Raw genomic sequence first — 16,291 nt, 5'->3', positions numbered from 1 at the left:
GACGGGAGAGTGGCGCTCGCGGCACGGAGGAAGCGTCATTTTAACGTCGTGCCCGACAGCGCGCCGGGCGGTTGCCGGCACCGCGCCGCCTGACGCGCTGCTGCGGCGCGGCATCTGCTGCACGCGCCGCTCGCCTTAACCGCCCGCCGCGGCCCTGGCCGACTTGGCCGACTTGGCCGACTTGGCCGATCTGGCCGATCTGGCCGATCTGGCCGAACTAGCCGCCCTCCGCCGCCCGCAACGCCTGCAGCGCGAGCCGCAGCGCACCATGCGCCGAATCGTCGAACGGCGCGCGCAGCCGTGCGGCGTGCCGCACCGGCACGGCCGGCGCGAGCGCGTCCGCCAGCCCACCGCACAGCGCGACCGGCAGCGCCTGCTGCGGATCGAGCGCGTCGATCATCTTGCCGATCTCGTCGCCGGCTTGCGCGATCAGCGCGCTCGCGACCGGATGCGCGCGGTGCGCGAACACGATCGGCGCAAGACGCGCGTAGGCCGTCTGGTTCGCGTCGCACGACCACTCGACGAGCGCGTCGCGGTTCTGCGCGCCCGTTTCCGCAAGGAGAGCCGTGGCGAACACGTCGCGCGGCACGCGGCCGTCGAGCGCCTGTTGCGCATAGGCGAGCGCGCGCACGCCGAGCCACGCGCCACTCGCTTCGTCCCCGGACGGAAAGCCGAAGCCGCCCGCGATCCGGCACGCGCCGGCCGCATCGAGCGCCGCCGCGATGCTGCCGGTGCCGAGCGCGACGATGAGCCCCGGCGCGCCGCCGTGCGCGCCGACGACGGTCGTGTACGCATCGCTCTCGATCGCGAGCGCGCCGAGCGGCGCCTTGGCGCGGAACGCGGCGAGCCACGCCGCGTTGTTGACGCCGGCGAGCCCGCAGCCGAGCGCGCACTGCGACCACTCGAACACGAGACCGGCCTGCGAGAACGCGTCCGCGCAGGCCGCGCCGATCGACGCCCAGGCGCGCTCGATACCGAGGCCGAGCCCCGACGGACCGCCGCGCCCCTGCGCCAGCTCGCGCCCGTGCCGGTCCGCCAGCACCGCGCGCGTGCCCGTGCCGCCGCCGTCGATGCCGATCGCAAAAAGTAATGCCGCCATGCCTTCATCCCGCTGATTCGAACAGGCGCCAAGCTTAACCGGATCGGCGCCGCGCGCCCATCTGCCGTTCGGCCGGCTATCCCGCCAAAAGGGCTTCCGCTATGCTGGCGCGATCGAATCGACACTGAAAACGAGGCAGACGATGTCGCAGCGGTGCAACTGGGTGAAGACGGAAGCGGACGCTCACTATCACGATACCGAGTGGGGCGTGCCGTCGCACGACGATCGCCACCTGTTCGAAATGCTGATCCTGGAAGGCGCGCAGGCCGGGCTGTCGTGGTCGACGATCCTGAACAAGCGCGCGGGCTATCGCGAAGCATTCGCCGATTTCGACGTCGACGCCGTCGCGCGCTTCACGCCCAAGCGCATCGAGAAGTTGCTGGAGAACCCGGGCATCGTGCGCAACCGCGCGAAGGTCGAAGCGGCGGTGACCAACGCGCGCGCGGTGCAGCGCATCCGGGAAGAGCACGGGTCGCTCGCCGCGTTCCTGTGGTCGTTCGTCGGCGACACGCCGGTTCAGAATGCGTGGCAGTCTTACCGCGACGCGCCCGCGTCCACCGAGCAGTCCGACGCGCTCAGCAAGGCGCTGAAGGCGTACGGCTGCAAGTTCATCGGCTCGACGATCTGCTATGCGCTGATGCAGGCGACCGGCATGGTCAACGATCACGAAGCCGGCTGCCCTTGCCACGCACGATGCGCGGCGCTCGGCGGCAAGCAGCCGGCACGCCGGCGCAAGGCGGGCTGACGGCGCAGGGGCAAACTCGCTACGGACGCCGCGCCGCTGCCCTGCGGCGGTGGCACCGTCCGCTTGCCGCTTGTTACTTGACGCTTGTTATTTGCCGTTCGGCCTTTACCGCGCCGCGCGCGACGACGCCGATACGACCGCCCGCGCGCTCCGCGCAGCTCGCACGCGTGCGCTGCGCTTCTTCACCCAGATGCAGATGCCCGTCACGCTCAGCATCGCGATCACGATGCCGAGCACGCTCACGGCGACACGTCCGGCGACACCGGCGATCCGCCCCGAGTGCAGCGGAAACTGCGCCTGCATGAACAGGTCGCCGGCCGAACCGCGGCCCGGCACCTGCGCGGCGACGGGCTTGCCGGTCACCACATTCCAGTACAGCCACGCGTTGCCGAGCCCGACGTCGCCATGGTCGTTGCCGGGCATGAAGAACCCGACCGCATAGGCATTCATCGCCGGGGCGAACAGCAGCGCACCCGGCGGCGCGGCGATTCCCGCGTCGCGGCCGGCCGAGCGCGCGATCTCGACGATTCGCTCGCGCGGCAATACCGGGCTGCCCGGCGGGGCCGGCGGGAAATGTTCGGGATTCGTGTACGGCGTTTCGGCGAGCGGCGACACCAGCGAGACCAGCGGGCGCACGACGGGCACGGCAAGGTTCATCGAAATCGACGTGACCGCGACGATGAGCAGCAGCCCCCACACCCACACGCCACCCGAGCGGTGCAGGTCGAACACGAGCGGATAGCCGCCGCGCCGCACGCGGAACGCGAACGACTTGCGCCAGCTTTTCAGGTTCGGAAACGCGAGCACGAGCGCGATCAGGCTGTCGATCGCCCACACGATGCCGACGACGCCCATCACCCAGAACCCGAAATTGATCCCGCCGTACACGGGCAGGAACAGCGAGTAGTGCAGCCGGTAGATGAACGGCATCAGGTCGAGCCGCGCGAGCGACGGCGCGCCCCATTCGCGGCGGCCCTGCACCGTGCCGGTCGCGGGATCGACGGCGATCTGGCTGAAACCGAGTGCGTACGGCTGGCCGGTTGCCGGATCGGTACGCGGCATCACGCCCGCCTGCAGCGTGTGCCCCGGTTCGATCGCGAGCGGCAGATAGGTCACCTGCACGCGCGGATCGGCGGCCTCGATGCGCGCCGCGAGCTCGAGCGGCGCAAGCGGCGCAAGCGGCGCCGCGCCGCTGCGCGCGATATAGAAATCCGGGTTCAGCGCCGCGTCGAGTTCGTGGTCCCACGCGATCAGCGCGCCGGTGAGCCCCGCGACGAACAGGAACAGCGCGATGGCGAGCCCGAACCAGCGGTGCAGGCGCACAAGAAACGGTCGCAGGAACGCGTTCATCGCGTGCGCGGCGAAAGAAAAGCGGGCCGGCACGAGCGGCGGCCCCGATTCCACGAAATGCAGTTCATTTGATGTCGGGCGCCGCGCAACGATCGTCCGGCCGGGTCGGGCGAGGCCGGATGCCCTTGTACGCGGCATGGAATTGTTGCGCGGTTGGCGGGTTTTGATACGATGCGCGACATTTTAACGCAATGCGAATGATTCTTACTCGCATTTTTACTCGCTCGCCATGACCGTCTGCCTCGCCCGCCCGCCTGTCCGTCCACGCCGCGTGGCCGCCGCTCTCGCCTGCCTTGCCGCGTCGCTCGCGCACGCGGACGATTCGCCCGGCGACGCCGCGGTACTGCCCGCCCTCAACATCACGGCCGCGCATGATTCGCCGCAACACTTGACCGACACGATCTCGACGGGTGCGCTCGGCACCCGCCGCCAGCTCGACACGCCGTTCTCGACGACCATCGTCACGTCGGAAGAGCTCGAGGCCCGCCAGCCGTACAAGCTCGGCGACGTGTTCGCGAACGACGCGTCGGTGTCGGACAACAGCGGCGCCTACAGCGCCTGGGCCAGCTACATGACGGTGCGCGGCATGCAGCTCGACTGGCAGAACGGCTACAAGATCGACGGACTGCCGTTCGTCACGTACGGCATCACGATGCCGTACGAGCAGCTCGATCGCGTCGAACTGCTGAAGGGGCTCGGCGGCTTCCTGTATGGCTTCGTGACGCCGGGCGGCGTCGTCAACTACGTGACGAAGCAGCCGGGCGCCGAACCGGTGCGCAGTGTCGACATCGGTTACCGGAGCACCAACGTGTGGACCGAGCATGTCGATCTCGGCCAGCGCTTCGGGCCCGACCACATGTTCGGCGCGCGGCTGAATGCGACCCACGAGGAAGGCAAGACCTACAACGACGGCAACATCCGCCGCGACAGCGTGTCGCTCGCGCTGCAGGCGAACCTGACGCGCGACCTGTCCGTGTCGTTCGGCGCGCTGTACCAGGACCGCCGCACGACGGGCCAGACGCCGTCGATCTTCACCGGCAGCTATCCGGGCGGCGCGCTGCCCGCGACGATCAGCGGCGGATCGACGAACCTGGGCGGCAAGGACCAGTACCTGAACACGAACCTGCAGCTCTATACGACCGGGCTGCAATACCAGCTCGCGCCCGACTGGCAGCTCGACGTCACGTACAGCTACAGCAAGGCGACGCGCCGGCGTAACGAAAGCACGCTCTACCTGCAGGACGCGGCCGGCTACTACACCGACAGCCGCTACGTCGGCATGGAGGATCACCGCTTCAGCCAGTGGCGCGCGATGGTCGAGGGCAAGGTACGCACGGGCCCGTTCAGCCACCAGATCGTGCTCGGCGCATCGTGGCAGAAGCAGGCGAACGACTATTCGGCGAACAGCGTGTTCGTGCCGCTCGGCGCCGGCAACCTCTATGCGCCGAATCCGTACCGCTACGAGAGTCCGCACGGTTTCATCCAGTACCGCACGAGCGAGATCGTGCAGAAATCGCTGTTCGCGAGCGACACCGTGCAGTTGACCGAGCGCTGGTCGGTGCTGGCCGGCGTGCGCTACATGAACTACACGCAGCGCGCGTTCCAGGCGAGCGGCGTCGAGGACCCCGGCTATCGCCAGAACGGCGTAGTGACGCCGACCTTCGCGGTGATGTTCAAGCTCGCGCCGACGACCACCGCGTACGCGAGCTACGCCGAGTCGCTCGAGCCCGGCAGCCGCGTGAACGACGTCTACGCGAACGCGGGCCAGGTGCTCAAGCCGTTGCGCAGCAAGCAGTACGAGCTGGGGATCAAGAGCGAGCACGCGCGCTGGAGCGCGACGGCCTCGCTGTTCCGCATCGAGCGCAGCGCCGAATACGCGAACGCCGCGAACGTCTACGTGCAGGACGGCGAATCGATCATTCAGGGGATCGAGGTCGGCGCGCGCGCGAAATTCGGCGCGCACTGGAACGCGGGCGTCGACGCGATGCTGCTCGACGCGTGGTACGCGAACGGGATCGGCAACAATGGCAACCGCGTGGCCGGCGCGCCGCGCTTCGTGCTCGCCGGCGACCTCGGCTATGCGGTGCCGGGCGTGCCGGGGCTGACGCTCGGCGTCGACGCGAAATTCACCGGCGCGACGCCGCTGCGCGCGGCCGGCGGCCTCGACGCACCGGGCTTTCTCGTCGTCAACGCGGGCGCCCGTTACCTGACGCGGGTCGGACGGCACGACGTGACGCTGCGCGCATCGATCGACAACGTGTTGAACCGCCGTTACTGGGAATACCAGTACGCGGACTACGTGAAGCCGGGCGACCCGCGCACGGTGAGCCTGAGCGCGAAGATCGATTTCTGAACGCCGCGGCCGGCGGCCGCAACCCGCTGGCCGCAGGGTCTCGCCAGCCGGCGGGAACACCCGCGCCGCAATGGCCCCGGGATTTTCCCGGCCCGCAAAAGCAAAACGGCGGAGCGGCCTCTTTCGAGGCACACTCCGCCGTTTTGCGGCGAACCGGCAGACGCTCTTAGTGGAGCTTCTTCGGCAGCATCTGGCTGCGCAGACGCTTGTGCAGGCGCTTGACGGCTGCTGCCTTCTTGCGCTTGCGGACTGCGGTCGGCTTTTCGTAAGACTGGCGCTCACGCAGTTCAGCGATCAGGCCATTTTTTTCGATAGCGCGACGAAAGCGGCGAATCGCCACTTCGAACGGCTCGTTTTCTTTCAGAAGAATCGTCGTCATGTCGTTCCTAAATTGCTTAAACGGTCAAAAACGTAGCGGCCAAGCGCCACGCACCGGCCATCCGAGCGTTCCCACAACAGGCGAAACGAGCGGAAATACGGCCTCGGAGGCCGGAAAAGAGAGGCGGAAAGCACCGCGAGTACGCTTCACAACCGCGTGCAGCGCCGCGTTTGACTGCCAGCAGACATGCCGAAACCGGCAAAGGCGTGACAGAAAATCTCAATTCAGCCCGCCATCATAGCAGGGAATCACAGACAAAACCACCCTTTTGTCGGTCGTGTGCGCACAGCGTCGCGACTGCGTCTCCGCGCCTGTTTCTGCCCCGTTTAATCCGGCGCCGTGCTGCGCCGGTCCGAATTGACAAAGAAGGATAAAAAATCGGGCCGAATCTGCAAGCGCCCCTCAAGTTTTGTTTTGGTGCGCCGAAATCCTGCTCTGAGGCGGCCAGCAATGAACGAGTGCTTCCGCCGACGCCAAAACGGCTTTCCAGGGCTTTCGGCTTACACAGGAGATTTTTCCATGCTCGGAATTAACAGCAACATCAACTCGCTGGTTGCACAGCAGAACCTCAACGGCTCGCAAAACGCCCTGTCCCAGGCCATCACGCGCCTGTCGTCGGGCAAGCGCATCAACAGCGCAGCGGACGACGCGGCAGGCCTCGCGATCTCGACCCGGATGCAGACCCAGATCAATGGTCTGAACCAGGGCGTGTCGAACGCCAACGACGGCGTGTCGATGATCCAGACGGCATCGAGCGCACTGTCGTCGCTGACGAACAGCCTGCAGCGTATCCGCCAGCTGGCCGTCCAGGCGTCGACGGGCACGATGTCCACGACCGACCAGGCAGCACTGCAGCAGGAAGTTGCGCAGCAGATCCAGGAAGTGAACCGTATCGCGTCGCAAACGACGTACAACGGCACGAACATCCTGAACGGCAACGCAGGCATCGTGTCGTTCCAAGTTGGTGCGAACGTCGGCCAGACGATCTCGCTGGATCTGAGCCAAAGCATGTCGGCCGCACAGATCGGCGGCGGCCTGGTGCAGAAGGGTCAGACGGTCGGCACGGTGACGGGCCTGAGCCTCGACGCCAGCGGCGCGTACACGTCGGCGGCGGCGTCCGTAACGGTTACCGCGATCAACGTGCTGTCGGACGGTAAGGGTGGCTACACGTTCACCGACCAGAACGGCGGCGCCATCTCGCAAACCTATGCTCAGTCCGTGTTCGGCTCAAACGCAACGGGCGGCACGGGCGCGGCAGTCGGCGCTCTGACGCTCCAAACGAGCGCAACCAGCGCCGGTGGCAGCAGCATGTCGGCAGCGGCACTCACCGCGGCCACGAACGCCGTTGCGCAGATCAACGCAGTCAACAAGCCGGCAACCGTGTCGGGCCTCGACATCAGCACGGTCAGCGGGGCGAACGTCGCGATGGTGTCGATCGACAACGCGCTGCAGACGGTGAACAACGTGCAGGCGGCACTCGGCGCGGCGCAAAACCGCTTCACGGCAATCGCCACGGCGCAGCAGGCAGAATCGACCGACCTGTCGTCGGCACAGTCGCAGATCACCGACGCGAACTTCGCGCAGGAAACCGCGAACATGTCGAAGAACCAGGTGCTGCAGCAAGCAGGCATCTCGGTGCTCGCACAGGCGAACTCGCTGCCGCAGCAGGTCCTGAAGCTCCTGCAGTAATCGCGTAGCAACCGACGGCCGGGCCCCGCATAACGCGCGGCCCGGCCGCAGGCACTTGGCGCGCGGGGCGTTGCCCCGCCGCCAGGTCTTCCCCCAGAATTCCACGGATCACCCGCCGCACGGAGCACTACGATGTCGACGATCAATCCCGCCGTCACCGCCGCCAACAACTCGGCCAACAGCGCGCTGCAGCAAGCCGCCCAATCGATCATCAGCGGTTCGACCGGCAACTCGTCGATGGACGTCAACTCGCTCGTGACGGCACTCGTCAATGCGAAGACCGCGGGTCAGGCCGCCGCGCTCAACGCGCAGCAAAGCAGCGACAACACCCAGATTTCCGCGTACGGCGCGCTGTCGGCCGCGCTGAGCGCCCTGCAGGCCAGCCTCACGACGCTGTCGAACGGCTCGCTGCAGAACACCTTCACCGCGACCGCGAGCGGCACCGGCCTCACCGCGACCGCGGGCGCCGGCGCGGTGGCCGGCAGCTACTCGGTCGGCGTCACGCAGATCGCGACGTCGCAGTCGCTGTCGTCGGCCGCGTTCGGCGCGTCGACCGCGCTCGGCACCGGCACGATGACGCTGTCGCTCGGCAGCCAGTCGTTCACCGTCGACGTGAACAACACCAACAACACGCTGTCCGGCATCGCCGCCGCGATCAACTCCGCGACCGGCAACCCGGGCATCGTCGCGTCGGTCGTCAACGGCAGCGACGGCGCGCACCTCGTGCTCAGCTCGACGCCGACCGGCGCGGCGAGCACGATCGGCGTCGCCCTCAGCAACGTCGCGGGCGACAACGGCCTGTCCAGCCTCGGCGTCACGTCGACGGCCAGCACGACGGGCGGCCAGTCGACGATCACGTCCGCGAACGGCAGCGCCGCGTGGAAGCAGAGCACGGCCGCGCAGGACGCCGCGTTCACGATCAACGGGATCGCCGGCACGAGCGCGAGCAACACCGTGACGAGCGCGATCACCGGCGTCACGCTGAACCTGACCAGCGCCGCCGTCAGCGCCACGCAGCCGCAAACGTTGACGGTCGCGACCGACACGAAATCCCAGGCCGCCGCGATCAACAACTTCGCGACGCTCTACAACACGCTCGTCACGACGATGGGCTCGCTGTCGAGCTTCACGTCCGGCGCGTCGTCGCAAGGCCCGCTGCTCGGCGACTCGACGCTCAACACGATCAAGAATGCGCTCGCGTCGATCGTCGCGAGCGGCGTGAACAGCAACGGCTCGACGGTCAACCTCGCGTCGATCGGCGTCACGCTGCAGGCCGACGGCACGCTGAAGGTCGACAGCACCGCGCTCAACGGCGCGCTGCAGAACAATCCGACGGGCGTCGCGTCGCTGTTCAACTCGACGAACGGGATCGGCGAGCAGTTGACGACGAACATCACGAACTACACGAAGACGAACGGTTTGATCGCCGCGCGCACGACCGCGCTCAGCAACGATCTGAAGAACGTCGCCCAGCAGCAGACGACGCTGACGAACTACGCGGCACAGCTGACCACCCAGTACCAGGCGCAGTTCACCGCGCTCAACACGCTGATGGCGACGATGAACAGCAACTCGCAATACCTGACCCAGCTGTTCGGCGGCGCGAACAGCGGCGGCGCGCTGGCGAACAACAAGAGCTGACCGCTAGCCGGACAGGAGAGCCTCGATGGAACAGACCGAACTGATCGCCCGGATCGACGCGCTGACCGACTCGATCGAACACGCGGCCACGATGGCCGACTGGGCCGAGGCCGTGCGCCTCGCCGATGCGCGCTGGCAGCTCGTCGCGCTGCTCTCGACCGATCAGCCGCCCGTCGGCATCGCCGCGATCCGCCGCATGCAGGTCAGCAACGACCGCATCTTCGCCGACGCGCAACGCGCGCAGCAGGAGCTGACCGACGAATACCAGGCGGCGATGAGCCGCGTGCAGGCTGTCGGCCAGTACCAGAGCATCGCGAGCCGTTGAGACGCGCCGCGCGGCGTGCTCGACACGTGCGCGCCGCCCACCCGACAACAAGAACTACGCGCTGATGTGAGGGCGTGCTCGTTCGCCTCCCCGCCCGCCTCGTGCGGGCGTTTTTTTGGGGTGTCGCCAGCCGCACCACCCCTCCGTCGGCCGACCGGTCAATCGGCCAAACTGACCGGGCTTTTCCCGTCATCTCGCGGCATCGGCGCGACGGCGCGCTACCGATAATGGTATCGACCGACTTTCCGCAGATTTCATCATGTTCTCGACCGAACCGCCCGCCTCCGCCGCGCTCACGCCTGAACAGCAGCTTGCGCAGGACATTGCGCTCGTCATGGAGAACGCGCTCGAGCGCCAGCGCAGCGGCGCATTCGACGACGCCCGGGCGCTGTACGAGGCCATCCTCGACGCGGTGCCCGCGCATGGCGACGCGCACTACAACCTCGCGGTGCTGATGGTCGATACGGGTCAGGCGGCCGATGCGGTGCCGCATTTCGAAGCCGCCATCGGCGCGAACCCGGACAACGGCTACTACTGGGTCAGCTACATTCATGCGCTGCATCGCACCGGGCAAACGGCCGCCGCATGGATCGCGGTCGAAATCGCGCAGCAGCGCGGTGTACGAGGCCCGGCGCTCGACGGGCTGATCGCGCAACTGGCGTCGCCCGACGTCGTGCTCGCGACGGCAGCGGTCGCGGCCCCGAGCGACATCGACACGGCGATCGTCCAGGAAATCGCGGCCGGCGCGACAGCCGAACAGCGCGACGCCGGCAAACCGGTCCGTCGCCCCAATCAGACGCTGCTGCAAAAGCACGCAGCGCTGTTCGACAGGCACAAGCACGCGGAAGCCACCGCGCTTGCGCGGCAGTTGGTCGCCGATTACCCGAAAGACGGCGCATGCTGGCGCGCGCTGTCCGCATCGCTTCACCGGGAAGGCCACTTCGCGGAGATGATCGAAGCGGGCTTTCGCACGATCGAATTGCTGCCGGACGAAGTCCTCGTGCGCATCCTGCTCGCCGATACGCTGCGGATGATGAACCGTCTCGCGGAGGCCGACGAGCAGTGCAAGCGCCTGCTCGAGCTCCAGCCCGATCACGCGGAGGCCATGCGGATTCGCGGTCTCGTGCTGTTCGCGCTGCGCCGCACAGATGAAGCGATCGCGGCCTGCCGACGGGCGGTCGAGCTTGCGCCGGGCGCCGCTGCACCATGCGGCACGCTCGGCTTCGTGCTGCTCGAACTGGGCGCGACGCAGGAAGCGATCGGCTGGCTGAAGCGCTCCATCGAAATCAATCCGGCCGACAGCGTCACCCACAGCAGCATGCTGTTCTGTATCGCGCACAGCAGCGACTTCGATCCGCAGACGCTCGTGGCGGAACACCGCAAGTTCGGCGAGCGCTACGACAATCAAAAGCGCAAGCGCGCGGCCGTGTTCTCGAACTCGCGCGACCCGGCGCGCAAGCTGCAGGTCGGCTTCGTGTCGGGCGACCTGTTCAGCCACGCGGTCGCCTCCTACGCAGTGCCCGTGATCGAGCATCTCGCGGCCGATCCCGGCATTGCGATGCACTTCTATCACAATCACTTCGAGGAAGATCACACGTCCGAGCGTTTCAAGGCCCACGCCACGACCTGGCGCAACGTCGCCGGCATGAGCGACACGGCCTTCCTCGAACGCGTACGCAACGACCATATCGACATCGTGATCGACCTGTCGGGTCATACCGGCCGCAACCGGCTCGTTGCGCTGGCGCAGCGCGCGGCGCCGGTTCAAGCGTCGTGGATCGGCTACCCGGCCACGACCGGCCTGAGCAAGATGGACTACTACCTGACGGACCGCTTCGTCGCGCCGCACGGCGCATTCGACGACCAGTTCGTCGAACAGATCGTGCGACTGCCCGCGATCGCGCCGTTCATGCCGCCGCCGAACTGTCCGCCCGTGAACGTGCTGCCGGCGCTGCACAACGGCTATACGACTTACGCCAGCTTCAACCGCCTGAACAAGCTGAGCCCGCACGTGATCGAGGTTTGGGCGCGCGTGCTGCACGCGGATCCGACCGCGCGCATGGCGCTCGGCGCGATCGGCAGCGACGGCGACCAGCAGACGCTGACCGCATGGTTCGCGGCCGCCGGTATCGACGCCAACCGCCTGACGTTCCACCGGCGCTCGAACATCCCCGTCTACATGCAGCAGCATCACGGCGTCGACCTCTGCCTCGACGCGTTCCCGTACACCGGTTCGACGACGACGCTGAATGCGCTATGGATGGGCGTGCCGACCGTGACGATCCCCGGCGCGACGATGGCCGGGCGCGGTAGCGCGGGCTGGCTGCAGCATGTCGGGCTCGATGCGTACATCGCGACGGACGAGAACGATTTCGTCGCGAGGGCGCTGGCGCTCAGCCGCGACACCGCCGCGCTGCAGGCGCTTCGCGCCGGCCTGCGCGCGCGCTGCGGAGCGTCCGCCGCGTTCCGCCCGGCCGTCGTCGCGGCCGGGCTGTCGTCGGCGCTGCGCACGATGTGGACCCGCTGGTGCGCGGGAGAGCCCGTCACCGCATTCGACACGCCGCTGTTCGACGACGTGACGACCGCACAGGCCGCGGCCGACGCCTGAGCGCCGCGCGTTATCGAGAGAGACCACCATGACCGCCAACCTGCCCGCATCGTCCGTCGCGCAACTGCCGCACGAACGCATCTACGTCACGCAACCGCACCTGCCGCCGCTCGCGGAATTCCTGCCGTATCTCGAGAAGATCTGGGAGAGCCGCACGCTGACGAATGGCGGCCCGTTCCACCAGCAGTTCGAGCGCGCGCTGTGCGACTATCTCGGCGTGCCGTACCTGTCGCTGTTCGCGAACGGCACCCTCGCGCTCGTCACCGCGCTGCAGGCACTGCGCATTACCGGCGAGGTGATCACGACGCCGTACTCGTTCGTCGCGACCGCCCATTCGCTGCTGTGGAACGGCATCAAACCGGTATTCGTCGACGTCGCGCCCGGCACGCTCAATCTCGACCCCGCACGCATCGAGGCGGCAATCACGCCGCACACCACCGCGATCATGCCCGTGCATTGCTACGGCAACCCGTGCGATGTCGACGCGATCCAGAAGATCGCCGACAACTACAACCTGCGCGTGATCTACGACGCGGCGCACGCGTTCGGCGTGCAGAACGCCGACGGCAGCGTGCTCGCGCACGGCGACCTGTCGGTGCTGAGCTTTCACGCGACGAAGGTGTTCAACACGTTCGAGGGCGGCGCGATCATTTGCCCCGACGCGAAGACCAAGCAGCGGATCGACCACCTGAAGAACTTCGGCTTCGTCGACGAGGTCACCGTCGTCGCACCTGGCATCAACGGCAAGATGAGCGAAATCAACGCCGCGTTCGGGATGCTGCAGTTGCAGCATATCGACGGCGCACTCGCACGCCGCCGCGAGATCGACGCGTTGTACCGCACGCTGCTGGCCGACGTGCCCGGCATCCACTGCGTGCCGCGCGGCGGTCAGACCGTCGCGAACCACGCGTATTTCGCGATCCTCGTCGACGAAGACTATCCGCTCGACCGCGATGCGCTGTACCAGAAGCTGCGCGACTACGACGTGTACGCGCGCCGCTACTTCCATCCGCTGATTTCGGAATTTCCGATGTACCGCGGGCTGCCGTCCGCCAGCCGCGACAACCTGCCGGTCGCAACGGAGGCCGCGCGCAAGGTGTTGTGCCTGCCGATCTACCCGGCGCTCACTGACGACATGGTCCGCCGCATCGTCGAGCTGATCGCCTTCTGACCCGCCGCATCTACAAGTAACGTTCGTCGGCCGCGCGCGCGCGGATCCGGCGCGCCGGGTTGCCGTACGCCACCGTGTACGGCTCGACGTCGTGCAGGACGACCGCGCCCGCGCCGACGACGCTGTGCTCGCCGACCGCAATCCGGTGCCGCAGCATCGCGCCGAGGCCGATCGCCGCGCCGCGGCCGATCCGGCAGTTGCCGCCCGTGACGACGCCCGGTGCGAGGCTCGAGAAATCCGCCATCACGCCGTCGTGGTCGAGCGACGCGTTCGTGTTGACGATGCAGCCTTCGCCGATCGAACAGCTCGGGTTGATCACCGCGCCGGCCATCACGACCGTGCCCGCGCCAATCGTCGACGCCTTGCCGACGCACGCGGCCGGATGCACCGCCGACACGCGCGGCAGGCCCGGCACGAGCGCCGCGAGCCCGGCCGTCACGGCCTCGCGTGCATGATTGTCGCCAATGGCGACCAGCAGCCCGACGATCCCGTGCCGGTCGACCAGTTGCGGCACATCGCGCTCGGCGCCCAGCACCGCGTAGCCGAGCGTCTGCTCGCCGGGCGTCCGGAACGAATCGATCAGCCCGGCGATCCGGTACCGGCCGGCCTGTTCGACGATGTCGATCACGACCTTGGCGTGACCGGAGGAGCCGACGATGATGATGTTTTCCACGAGGGCCTCGATTGATCTGATAAGCAGCGGCAGCACGGTCGCGTTTCGCGCAGTATGCCGTGTCGTCGCGCCCGTGCCGCGCGCGCCGTCACGTCAGACGCTACGCGCCGTTTCGTCCGCCGTCACGCGTGCGATGCAAAATACGCAGCAAACGCCCCCCTCAACCGCTCGGCCAGCCGAATCCAGCTTTCTTCGCGCCCGCGCCGGAACAGCCGCACCGTGCCCGGATACCACGGCGAATCCTCACGGTCGTGCATCCACCGCCAATCCACGTCCTGATTCGGCAGCAGCACCCAGCAAGGCTTGCCGAGCGATGCGGCCAGATGCACGGTCGACGTGTCGACGCACACCACGAGATCGAGTTGCGCGACGATCGCGGCCGTATCGGCGAAATCGTCGATCTCCGAGCCCAGGTGCAGCAACGGCAAGCCGCCCGGCGGATGCCGCGCCTCGTCCTCGCCCTGCCCCTTCTGCAGGCTCACGAAATTCACGCCCGGCACGCTCCACAGCGGCGTCAGCAACGCCAGCGACGGCAGCGAGCGGTGCGCGTCGTTGTGATGCTTCGGATTGCCTTTCCACACGAGGCCCACGCGCGGGCCGGTCGGCAGCGCATCGAGGCGCGCCCCCCAGCGGGCGACGCGCGCCGGCTCGGGAACGAACCGCACCGGCGGCGGGATCGTGTCGAGTGTCGTGCCGGCGTGCATCGGCGCGCTCAACAGGCTCGTCCAGTAATCGAATTGCGCGGCCTGCGCGGTGGCCGTCTCGTGATCGAGCACCGCGTCGACGCCGTCGACCGTCTCCATCAGCCGATGCAGCGCCGGCTGGCACGCGAACACCACGCGCGCCGCCTGCCGCGCGCGAAACTCCGCGAAATAGCGGCTGAACTGCAGCATGTCGCCGAGGCCGTCCTCCTGCCAGACCAGCAACGTCTTGCCGGCCAGCGGCTCGCCTTGCCATTGCACGCACCGCAGCACCTCGCGGGTCCGGCGATGCACGAACGTCGACTGCTCGTAGCGGGACTCGTAGCGGCGCCACCCTTCCTCGAACCGTCCGCGACTGAGCAGCAGCGTCGCCAGCCCGAAGCGCGCGTCGTCGTAGTCGGCGCGCAGCTCGAGCGCGCGGCGGTATGCGCGTTCGGCTTCGTCGAGGCGGCCCGCATGCGCGAACGTCGTGCCGAGGTTGTAGTGCGCTTCGGCCATCTGCGGCGCAAGCGCCAGCGCGTCGGCGAACGCGATGGCCGCTTCGTCGTGGCGGCCCTGCGCACGCAGGACGCAGCCGAGATTGTTGTGCGCCTGCGGCAGGTCGGGTCGGCAGCGGATGGCGTCGCGATAGGCCGCTTCCGCTTCGGGCAAACGATCGAGGTTCTGCAGCGCGATACCGAGGTTGTAATGCGCTTCCGGATGATCCGGACACAGCGCTATGGTCTGCCGGCTGGCCGCCTCCGCTTCCGGCAGCCGCTGCATGTCGACGAGGATCGCGCCGAGATTCGCGTGCGCGAGCACGTGATCGGCACGAACGGCGATCGCGAGCCGGTACGCGAGCTCCGCCTCCGCCGGCCGGGCGAGGACGCGAAGCAGGTTGCCGAGATCGGTCAGCACGTCGGGCGACCGCGGCTCGATCGACAGTGCCTGCCCGAACGCCTGTTCGGCCTCATCGAGCCGGCCGAGCGCTTCGAGCACCTTGCCGAGCCGGTGATGGTGCGACGCGCGCAACGGCGTGACCGACGCCAATTGCCGGCGGGCGATCACCTCCGCCTCGGGTAGCCGCCCCTGCGACACAAGTAGCGCGCCAAGTCCTTCGTATGGCGGATCGAACGCCGGCATGGCATCGATCGCGCGTCGCCACCAGGCTTCCGCGTCGGCCATCCGGTTCAGGCCAAGCGCGCACACGGCCGCGACGTGCAGCGCCGCAATGGCCGGTGCGGGCGCATCGAGCAGCGGCGCGACGCGCGACAGCGCGTCGGCAAACCGTCCGTTCTGGCACAAGGTCGCGGCGTGTTGAACGCACGCGGATTCGTCGGAAGCAAGCGTCGTCATGAAAGGCTGGGCAAAGCGGCGGACATTCATCGCGTCCGGCCGTCGACGCGGCGGCCCGGCGCGCGCGACGTGCGTCGCGACCGGACAACCGTTTCGGCACGGAAAGCGTCGATCGACAGGTTACCGAAGCGCGCATGCAGGCGATGCGGTGATGTGAGCCCATTCCTTGCGGCTGTTCGGGCGATGGACCTGCCGCCCGGCGCGTGCCCGACCTCCGGTGCG

General features: G+C 67.9%; 12 protein-coding genes. 7 read left to right on the top strand and 5 right to left on the bottom strand.

Translation table 11 applies throughout. The features are described 5' to 3' along the window. Positions 1–217: 217 nt before the first annotated feature. Positions 218–1,099, bottom strand: a complete 882-nt coding sequence (locus WS54_RS13945; RefSeq protein ID WP_059780387.1) for a BadF/BadG/BcrA/BcrD ATPase family protein — start codon at positions 1,097–1,099, stop codon at positions 218–220. 142 nt (positions 1,100–1,241) lie between these two features. Between WS54_RS13945 and WS54_RS13940 the strand changes: the two genes are divergently transcribed. Continuing rightward, positions 1,242–1,844 carry a DNA-3-methyladenine glycosylase I gene (locus WS54_RS13940; RefSeq protein ID WP_059780388.1) on the top strand — a complete coding sequence of 201 codons (603 nt, stop codon included), beginning with the start codon at positions 1,242–1,244 and terminating at the stop codon, positions 1,842–1,844. A gap of 105 nt (positions 1,845–1,949) precedes the next feature. Here the strand turns inward: WS54_RS13940 and WS54_RS13935 are convergent, their stop codons facing one another. Next, on the bottom strand, positions 1,950–3,194 hold the full coding sequence (locus tag WS54_RS13935) for a PepSY-associated TM helix domain-containing protein (protein ID WP_059780475.1): 1,245 nt from the start codon (positions 3,192–3,194) through the stop codon (positions 1,950–1,952). Positions 3,195–3,423: 229 nt separating this feature from the next. Between WS54_RS13935 and WS54_RS13925 the strand changes: the two genes are divergently transcribed. After that, on the top strand, positions 3,424–5,547 hold the full coding sequence (locus WS54_RS13925) for a TonB-dependent siderophore receptor (protein ID WP_059780389.1): 2,124 nt from the start codon (positions 3,424–3,426) through the stop codon (positions 5,545–5,547). A 166-nt stretch (positions 5,548–5,713) separates the two neighbouring features. On the opposite strand, the gene rpsU is transcribed toward WS54_RS13925, so the two are convergent. Next, positions 5,714–5,926 (bottom strand): 30S ribosomal protein S21, encoded by a 213-nt coding sequence (gene rpsU, locus WS54_RS13920; protein WP_006401410.1) that lies wholly within the window; start codon positions 5,924–5,926, stop codon positions 5,714–5,716. 519 nt (positions 5,927–6,445) lie between these two features. On the opposite strand from rpsU, the gene WS54_RS13915 reads away from it, so the two are divergent. From WS54_RS13915 to vioA, 5 genes are all read left to right on the top strand, one after another. Then, entirely contained in the window at positions 6,446–7,615 is a 1,170-nt protein-coding gene (locus WS54_RS13915) for a flagellin (RefSeq protein WP_059780390.1), read from the top strand. 132 nt (positions 7,616–7,747) lie between these two features. After that, complete coding sequence (fliD, locus tag WS54_RS13910; RefSeq protein WP_059780391.1) at positions 7,748–9,256, top strand: flagellar filament capping protein FliD; 1,509 nt, start codon at positions 7,748–7,750, stop codon at positions 9,254–9,256. Positions 9,257–9,281: 25 nt separating this feature from the next. After that, a complete protein-coding gene (locus tag WS54_RS13905; protein WP_034209594.1) occupies positions 9,282–9,581 on the top strand; it encodes a flagellar protein FliT in 300 nt (99 codons plus the stop codon). A 259-nt stretch (positions 9,582–9,840) separates the two neighbouring features. Next, complete coding sequence (locus WS54_RS13900) at positions 9,841–12,189, top strand: tetratricopeptide repeat protein (protein ID WP_059780392.1); 2,349 nt, start codon at positions 9,841–9,843, stop codon at positions 12,187–12,189. Positions 12,190–12,217: 28 nt separating this feature from the next. Beyond that, the gene (gene vioA / locus WS54_RS13895) at positions 12,218–13,360 is read left to right on the top strand and encodes a dTDP-4-amino-4,6-dideoxy-D-glucose aminotransferase VioA (protein WP_059780393.1); all 1,143 of its coding nucleotides are present in this window, start codon (positions 12,218–12,220) and stop codon (positions 13,358–13,360) included. 10 nt (positions 13,361–13,370) lie between these two features. Here the strand turns inward: vioA and WS54_RS13890 are convergent, their stop codons facing one another. Further along, positions 13,371–14,033 (bottom strand): acetyltransferase, encoded by a 663-nt coding sequence (locus WS54_RS13890; protein ID WP_059780394.1) that lies wholly within the window; start codon positions 14,031–14,033, stop codon positions 13,371–13,373. A gap of 122 nt (positions 14,034–14,155) precedes the next feature. Beyond that, positions 14,156–16,099 carry a tetratricopeptide repeat protein gene (locus tag WS54_RS13885; protein WP_442861317.1) on the bottom strand — a complete coding sequence of 648 codons (1,944 nt, stop codon included), beginning with the start codon at positions 16,097–16,099 and terminating at the stop codon, positions 14,156–14,158. Between the last annotated feature and the right edge of the window lie 192 nt (positions 16,100–16,291).

It is taken from the genome of Burkholderia sp. NRF60-BP8 (assembly GCF_001522585.2).
In the GTDB taxonomy this organism is placed as follows: domain Bacteria; phylum Pseudomonadota; class Gammaproteobacteria; order Burkholderiales; family Burkholderiaceae; genus Burkholderia.
Note: the sequence above shows the minus strand (reverse complement) of the source record. Positions and strands in the feature narration are given on the sequence as shown.

Coding starts and splice junctions, on each gene's coding strand:
- WS54_RS13915 (WP_059780390.1), top strand. CDS start 6,446: ATGCTCGGAATTAACAGCAACATCAACTCGCTGGTTGCACAGCAGAAC.
- WS54_RS13940 (WP_059780388.1), top strand. CDS start 1,242: ATGTCGCAGCGGTGCAACTGGGTGAAGACGGAAGCGGACGCTCACTAT.
- WS54_RS13935 (WP_059780475.1), bottom strand. CDS start 3,194: ATGAACGCGTTCCTGCGACCGTTTCTTGTGCGCCTGCACCGCTGGTTC.
- WS54_RS13905 (WP_034209594.1), top strand. CDS start 9,282: ATGGAACAGACCGAACTGATCGCCCGGATCGACGCGCTGACCGACTCG.
- rpsU (WP_006401410.1), bottom strand. CDS start 5,926: ATGACGACGATTCTTCTGAAAGAAAACGAGCCGTTCGAAGTGGCGATT.
- fliD (WP_059780391.1), top strand. CDS start 7,748: ATGTCGACGATCAATCCCGCCGTCACCGCCGCCAACAACTCGGCCAAC.
- WS54_RS13925 (WP_059780389.1), top strand. CDS start 3,424: ATGACCGTCTGCCTCGCCCGCCCGCCTGTCCGTCCACGCCGCGTGGCC.
- WS54_RS13900 (WP_059780392.1), top strand. CDS start 9,841: ATGTTCTCGACCGAACCGCCCGCCTCCGCCGCGCTCACGCCTGAACAG.
- vioA (WP_059780393.1), top strand. CDS start 12,218: ATGACCGCCAACCTGCCCGCATCGTCCGTCGCGCAACTGCCGCACGAA.
- WS54_RS13885 (WP_442861317.1), bottom strand. CDS start 16,099: ATGAATGTCCGCCGCTTTGCCCAGCCTTTCATGACGACGCTTGCTTCC.
- WS54_RS13945 (WP_059780387.1), bottom strand. CDS start 1,099: ATGGCGGCATTACTTTTTGCGATCGGCATCGACGGCGGCGGCACGGGC.